General features: G+C 57.7%; 7 protein-coding genes. 2 read left to right on the top strand and 5 right to left on the bottom strand.

Features of this window, described 5'->3' with window-relative positions; all coding sequences use genetic code 11:
• Positions 1-550: 550 nt before the first annotated feature.
• The 3 genes from rpsT to mutM form a co-directional block, all read right to left on the bottom strand.
• Positions 551-814, bottom strand: a complete 264-nt coding sequence (gene rpsT / locus QQG91_RS14510; protein WP_285770933.1) for a 30S ribosomal protein S20 — start codon at positions 812-814, stop codon at positions 551-553.
• 189 nt (positions 815-1,003) lie between these two features.
• The gene (locus QQG91_RS14505) at positions 1,004-1,780 is read right to left on the bottom strand and encodes an enoyl-CoA hydratase (protein ID WP_285770932.1); all 777 of its coding nucleotides are present in this window, start codon (positions 1,778-1,780) and stop codon (positions 1,004-1,006) included.
• Between the two features lie 63 nt (positions 1,781-1,843).
• Positions 1,844-2,695: a bifunctional DNA-formamidopyrimidine glycosylase/DNA-(apurinic or apyrimidinic site) lyase gene (mutM, locus tag QQG91_RS14500; protein ID WP_285770931.1), complete on the bottom strand. Its 852-nt coding sequence runs from the start codon at positions 2,693-2,695 to the stop codon at positions 1,844-1,846.
• An 83-nt stretch (positions 2,696-2,778) separates the two neighbouring features.
• Between mutM and ubiE the strand changes: the two genes are divergently transcribed.
• Both ubiE and ubiB read left to right on the top strand, forming a co-directional pair.
• The gene (gene ubiE / locus QQG91_RS14495) at positions 2,779-3,531 is read left to right on the top strand and encodes a bifunctional demethylmenaquinone methyltransferase/2-methoxy-6-polyprenyl-1,4-benzoquinol methylase UbiE (RefSeq protein ID WP_285770930.1); all 753 of its coding nucleotides are present in this window, start codon (positions 2,779-2,781) and stop codon (positions 3,529-3,531) included.
• A complete protein-coding gene (ubiB, locus tag QQG91_RS14490; RefSeq protein ID WP_285770929.1) occupies positions 3,531-5,060 on the top strand; it encodes a 2-polyprenylphenol 6-hydroxylase in 1,530 nt (509 codons plus the stop codon). Before ubiE ends, ubiB begins: the two co-directional genes overlap by 1 nt.
• Here the strand turns inward: ubiB and QQG91_RS14485 are convergent.
• Both QQG91_RS14485 and QQG91_RS14480 read right to left on the bottom strand, forming a co-directional pair.
• Positions 5,057-5,701: a flagellar hook capping FlgD N-terminal domain-containing protein gene (locus tag QQG91_RS14485; protein WP_285770928.1), complete on the bottom strand. Its 645-nt coding sequence runs from the start codon at positions 5,699-5,701 to the stop codon at positions 5,057-5,059. The two genes, ubiB and QQG91_RS14485, sit on opposite strands and share 4 nt — an antisense overlap.
• On the bottom strand, positions 5,698-6,687 hold the full coding sequence (locus tag QQG91_RS14480; protein WP_285770927.1) for a flagellar hook-length control protein FliK: 990 nt from the start codon (positions 6,685-6,687) through the stop codon (positions 5,698-5,700). Before QQG91_RS14480 ends, QQG91_RS14485 begins: the two co-directional genes overlap by 4 nt.
• Positions 6,688-6,734 lie beyond the last annotated feature (47 nt).

The following is a 6,734-nucleotide window of genomic DNA, read 5'->3' as shown; positions in this document are numbered from 1 at the left end:
GACGAGAGAAGTCGTCATCAAAATGATGGGATGCATTGCCAGCCAAACCGCATGGTTTTTCGCTCGATGCATCCTAGCCCAGCAGAGAGACTCACAACCGAAAGGTGTAGGCCTTAGGTCAACACGATTACGTGCCCAATCAAGTGATTGGACCGAACAGAATTGCTTTTGCCTACAAAAGACGAGCGGCTTGTCCCAAAGCTCTCGTCTCACTTTTGGTGCAGAATCTCTACTCCCCCAGGAGCGAAGTGAATCGCATGGGCAAGCTAGCAAGCAGCTTGGGTACGCTTCAACAGAACAACGCCCTTGACTCTACCTTTGAGAAAAAAGAATCCCCGCCGCGCCAGTTGGATCAATAATTTACCAAATGGTCAGTGACACAGAATCCCGAAAGTAGACTTTTTTTGCTCTGTCGGGGGAGACATCATTGACGTGTTGGATTTTGTAAATCGAGAATCGGTTCGCGCTAAACGTGTATAGACTCAAGCCTGATTTGAAACAAAAAAGCGCGCCACGAGGGCGCGCTTTTGGAATGCGATTTGCGCAGGGCTTAGCCGAGCGACTTCACACGCGAAGCAAGACGCGAGATTTTGCGCGAAGCGGTGTTCTTGTGGAATACGCCCTTGGTGACGCCGCGCATCAGTTCGGGCTGAGCAGCCTTGAGAGCTTCTGCAGCTGCGGTCTGATCGCCTGCAGCAAGAGCTTCTTCTACCTTGCGAAGGTAGGTGCGGATACGCGAACGGCGCATCTTGTTGACTGCAAAACGGCGCTCGGACTGACGTGCGCGCTTTTTGGACTGGGGCGTATTTGCCATCGTGCTTTTCCTTGTTCGTTCCCGTGTGTCGGGACAATTGAATATCGAATGCGCAAAAGCCCGACCGGGTTCTAGAACCGGCTGATTCTGGCCAAAGCGGGCCTCGCACGCATGTATCGGGCGGCATATATGGCAAAGGCGCCATAAAGTGAAGCCCTAATTGCAGGGCCGAAGCTTCGGCCCCGTTGTTTATTTGTCGCGGAACTGCGGTTCGCGCTTTTCAAGAAAAGCAGCCATGCCTTCTTTTTGGTCCTCGGTCGCGAAAAGACTATAGAAAACGTGGCTTTCGTATTTCAGCCCCTCGCTCAGGCTGGTTTCGAAGGCACGGTTGACACAGGCCTTGGCGGCGCCCGCAGCAACGAGGCTCTTCTCGGCAATCTTACCCGCAGCGGCGAGCGCTTCTTCCTTGAGCTTTTTGACGGGCACCACGCGGCTCACAAGACCCGAACGTTCGGCTTCGGCCGCATCCATGAAACGACCCGTCAGATGCATGTCCATCGACTTGGATTTCCCGACATAACGGCTCAGACGCTGCGTGCCGCCGATGCCGGCAATAACACCGAGATTGATTTCGGGTTGGCCGAATTTTGCATTCTCCGCCGCAATGATGAAATCGCACATCATGGCAAGTTCACATCCGCCGCCCAGCGCATAGCCCGAGACAGCCGCGATGATCGGCTTGCGGGTATTTGCGAAACGCTCCGACTCGGCGGAAAAGAATTTCGCCGTATACATCTCGAGGAACGACTTGTCGGCCATCTCCGAAATATCGGCCCCTGCGGCAAATGCCTTTTCGGACCCCATGATCACAATAGCGCGGACTTTGTCTGAAGCGTCTGCATCTTCGACGGCGGTGCAAAGTTCGCCAAGGAGCTTGGAATTGAGAGCGTTAAGCGCATCGGGGCGGTTCAGGGTAATCAGTGCTACGTAGTCCTGAACGTCTACGATGATCGTCTCATAAGCCATTGCGGGCCTCAATTGCGGTTTCGTTGGAGTTAAGTGCTTAGCATCGCGGTGGCGGTGATCAAGTTATCTTTGGCATTGCGGACAATAGAAAGTTGAGCGTCCCGACTGCACGAATCGCGCGACACTCCCCTTGCAATCAGGGGTGACGCAGGGTTCACCTTCGCGGTCGTATACGCGGAAAACATGTTGAAAATAACCAAGTTCTCCGTCCGCCTGCCGATAGTCCTTGAGCGAGCTTCCCCCTGCTTCGATTGCCTCTGAAAGCACCTCTCGGATGATCGGCACAAGAGAGGCCACCCGCGCCGAAGAAAGCTGTCCCGCTTTGCGCTTTGGGTTGATATTTGCGCGGAATAACACCTCGCAAACGTAAATATTCCCCAAACCCGAAACGATTCCCTGATCAAGAAGCACAGTCTTGATCGGCGAATTCTTCCCTTTGAGTCGCTCGATCAGATAGGCTTCGTGAAAAGCGTTTCCGAGCGGCTCTGGCCCGAGGTTCTTGAGCAGCCAATGTGCGTCCCCGACCTCTGTGCCGAAGAGATCCATGGCACCGAAGCGGCGCGCATCGTTGAAGGTGATCCGTGCGCCCTGCTCCATATCGAACACCACATGGTCGTGCTTTTCGGGCACGGGATGCGGGTGGTGGAACTCGCCCACGGTGTGACCCGAAATCAGCATCCGCCCCGACATTCCGAGATGGATCAGAAGCGTCTCGCCCGAGTCGAGATCGGCCAGAATGTATTTGGAACGACGGCGCAGTGCTTTGATCCGCTTGCCCGTCAAACGCTCTGCCATACCTTCGGGAAACGGCCAGCGCAGATCGGGACGGTTGACGGTCGCTTTCGCGATGACCTGACCTTCCATGACTGGCAACAACCCGCGACGCACTGTCTCGACTTCGGGCAATTCTGGCATGGCGGACTTCCTATCTTGGGGGGCGCAGTGTATGCGGTCTTTGACCCTTATAGGTGTTATGCTGGCAAAGGACGACAAGTGCTATGACCGACAGCCTCGAAAATACGACGCACTTCGGATTTCAAACCGTGCGCGAAGAGGAAAAAGCTGGACGCGTGCAAGGCGTGTTCACCTCTGTTGCCTCCAAATACGACGTGATGAATGACGCCATGAGCATGGGCATCCACCGCATTTGGAAAGATGCCATGATGGACTGGCTGGCGCCGCGTCCCGGTCAAAAGCTCCTTGATGTCGCGGGCGGCACGGGGGACATTTCGTTCCGCTTTCTCAAGCGCGCAGGCCACGGCCACGCCACCGTCTGCGATCTGACCGAGTCGATGCTTGTCGCGGGCCGTCAACGCGCCGAAGCCTCGGATATGAGCGAGAGCCTTGAATGGGTCGTGGGCGACGCGATGAAGCTCCCCTTCGAGAACAACACCTTCGACGTCTATACGATCAGCTTCGGCATCCGGAACGTAACCCGTCCGCAAGAAGCGCTGAACGAAGCGTTCCGTGTGCTCAAGCCCGGCGGTCGTTTGATGGTGCTTGAGTTCAGCCAGATTCCGAACGACCTGATGCAAAAGGTCTATGACGCCTATTCCTTCAATGTAATCCCAAAGATGGGCGAGCTGATCGCGAATGACCGCGACAGCTACCAGTATCTGGTCGAGTCGATCCGCAAGTTCCCAGATCAGGAAACCTTCCTCGGGATGGTCCGCAAGGCGGGGTTTGAGAACGCCAAGTATCGCAATTTGTCGATGGGCATCGCCTGTCTGCATTCGGGTTGGAAAATCTGATGCGCGGACCTCATAATATCTGGCGATTGATCCGCACGGGCGCGACCTTGGAACGTGCGGGCGCGATGAATATCGTTCTTGACGCTTTCGAGGCGGGTCCGCTCTTGCGTCTCACCGCCCGCACTCTTGCTTGGCCGTTCAAATGGCTCGGCTACAAGGGCGACACCTCACTCCCGCCCGCAAGCAGCGCTCTGACGGCGCTTGGCCCCGCTTACATCAAGTTCGGCCAGATCCTCTCGACCCGTCCTGACGTGGTCGGCCCCGTCATGGCCAATGAACTCCGCATTCTTCAGGACAACCTCCCGCCGTTTCCAATCGAGGTCGCCCGCGCCGAAGTGGCGCGTGAACTCGGCATCGACGTAGACGATGTCTTCTCGGAATTTTCCGAACCCGTTGCGGCTGCCTCTATCGCGCAGGTGCACAAAGCGGTTCTGCGCGAAAACGGGCGCGAAGTAGCGGTCAAGGTGCTTCGCCCCGGTGTGGAAAAGGCCTTTCGCAAGGATATCGACGCCTTTTACTTTGCCGCCAACGCGATTGAATTCCTCTCGCCTGCCTCGCGGCGACTGCGCCCGCTCGATGTCATCGAGCATTTCGAAGGCGTGGTGAACGGCGAGCTTGATCTGCGTCTCGAAAGCGCAGGCGCTTCGGAATTTGCCGCCAATACCGCGAATGACGAAGGTTTCCGTGTCCCCCAAGTGCTCTGGCATCTCTCAAGCCGCCGCGTGATGACGCTCGACTGGGTCGACGGGGTCAATTCGGGCGATAACGACGCGATCGACGCCGCAGGCCACGACCGCAAAGTGCTTGGTGCGCGGGTGCTGCAACTGTTCCTCAGCCATGCGCTGCGGGACGGTTTTTTCCACGCCGACATGCACCAAGGCAACCTCAAGATCGGCAAAGACGGCGAGATCGTCGCCTATGATTTCGGGATCATGGGGCATATCGATGCCTATACCCGCCGCGTCTATGCCGAAATCCTCTTCGGCTTTATCCGCCGCGACTATCGCCGCGTCGCCGAGGTCCACTTTGAAGCGGGCTATGTGCCGCGCGATCAGGATATCGACGAATTCGCTCGCGCCCTCCGCGCCGTGGGGGAGCCGATCTTTGGAATGGATGCCAGCCGTATCTCGATGGGTCGTCTTCTGGCCTATCTCTTCGAGGTGACAGAACGTTTCGGCATGCAAACCCGCACCGAACTGATCCTCCTCCAGCGGACCATGGTCGTGGTCGAAGGCGTAGCGCGCTCTATGGACCCGCATATCAACATCTGGGAAGTCGCCCGACCCATCGTCGAGGACTATATCAAGCAAAGCATCGGCCCGCGCGCTGTTGCCAAGGACCTTCTCGATACGGCCAAGGTCCTCTCGCGTTTTGGGCCGCGCTTGCCGCAGATCGCCGAAGCCGCCTTGATCCGCGAAATCAACCAATCGCAACAGATTGAAAAATCGCCGAAATCGCGTTGGTATTTGTGGCTCGGTCTCGGCGGTGTCATCGGCGCTCTGGGCACTTTTGCGGGGCTCATGCTCTAGTCCCGCAGGCCCGAAATCTCGGAAGCCTCGACCGTCCCGCCATTGGCAAAAGTCACTATGACGGCGCCGTCCTCGGTGCGAACCTCGGTCACCCGATTATATGTCCGCGCTTGCGTGAACTCGAGCAGCGTATCGCCGCGATAGCTTGCGACATACAAATCATACTCTCCAAAGGGCAGCGCGTTGCCCCCTTCTGATCCGACCCAGTCTATCGCTCCGCTTTCGAGAGCCATCGCTTGACGCTGGACCTCTTTGCCGCTCGCGTCGAGAACGACAAGCTCTGCGCGCTCTGCTTCGGCGGCAAGCTCGGTAAAAATCGTCTGCGGCGCACCGTCCCAAGTCACCGGCGCAGGGGCAAGGGCTTCTTGCCCGAGCCAGCCCGCATAACCGCCAAGCCCCGCAGCACCGCCCGCGCCCATCTGCTCCAGAAGCGTGTTGGTCCGAACCTGTTGCTCCACACCCGAAAAGGTAGCCAACTGGACCGCATAATCGCTCGAATCCACGGGATTCAGCGGGTCCTGATTCTGCATCTGGACCGTTAGCATTTTAAGAAACGTCTCGAAGTCGGAAGACAGACCCGATGCGCGTGCCGTGGTCGGGGGGACGCCTGCCCCCTTCGTAGATGATATCTCGAGTGTCATAGCCGTAAATCCAACCCTTCTGGTGCAACAATCACCCGCACGACCTCCGCCACAGGCTCGACAAAGTTCTGGGCACCCATGTTTTGGGCTTGGCCCTTTGGCTGATCCCGCTTTGTCTGTTCTTCAAAGCTGAAATCGACGTTTTCAAAGCCGATGCTGGTCAACTCGCGGCTCAGCTCCGACAGGTTCCGCCTGATCAGGTCGCTCGTTTCGGCCCGCTCGGTCGCCACATGCACGATCATCGTTTCGGCCGACTGCTCGAGCTTGATCTTTACGGTTCCCAACTCCTCGGGCGAGAGCACGATTTCGGTCGTCGCCTCGCCGCTCGCTGTCACGGCAAGCGCGATCTGAACCGCAGGAGACGGGATCGGCCCACGCGGATGAACGTGTCGGATCAAGAGGCTCTGCGGCTCGCCCCTCATCGCCTCGGTCGTCTGCACCAAAGATGCAAAGATTTCCTCTGGCGGCTCCGAAGTAGGCCGTGACGCCACGGGTTCGGGCACACTTCGTTCCTCTTTTTGATCCGGAGCCCCCTCAAACCCACCACTCGACTCCGGCGGGGCAAAAGTGGCGTCGGAAGGTGGCTCGCTCTGCGGCTCTATCTCCTCGGTTGGCGGCTGGGCCAAAGCCTCCTCCATCAGAAAAATTTTGGTCGGACCCTCAACCGTTTCTAACGGCACATTGTTGGTCACACCTTGAGGTCCCTCGGTCGATTGCACTTCCTCGGGAACCTTCGGCACCTGCGCTTTCACGGGTGACATTTCCACGGCGGGCGGCAATCGCGGCGGATCGGCCATAGGTGCGCATCGGGGCACACCGCTCTCGGGCACCAAAAGCACCCATGTCGTGTCCTCCACAGCCTCCTCTGGGGCATCCTCGAAGGCACAGACGAGCGCTTCGAACGCACCGCTTTCGGGCGCGTCGGGGATCCCCCCGAGAGCGACGACCTCCAAGGCAATCTGAGGAAGGCTAAGTGTAATTTGCAAATTCGGCACCTTCTGCGTTTGAAAGCAGACTGCCTCAAAAAACTTAC

This window comes from Marivivens sp. LCG002 (assembly GCF_030264275.1).
Lineage (GTDB): Bacteria > Pseudomonadota > Alphaproteobacteria > Rhodobacterales > Rhodobacteraceae > Marivivens.
The sequence above is the reverse complement of the archived record's forward strand: the minus strand, read 5'-3'. Positions and strand labels throughout refer to the sequence as shown.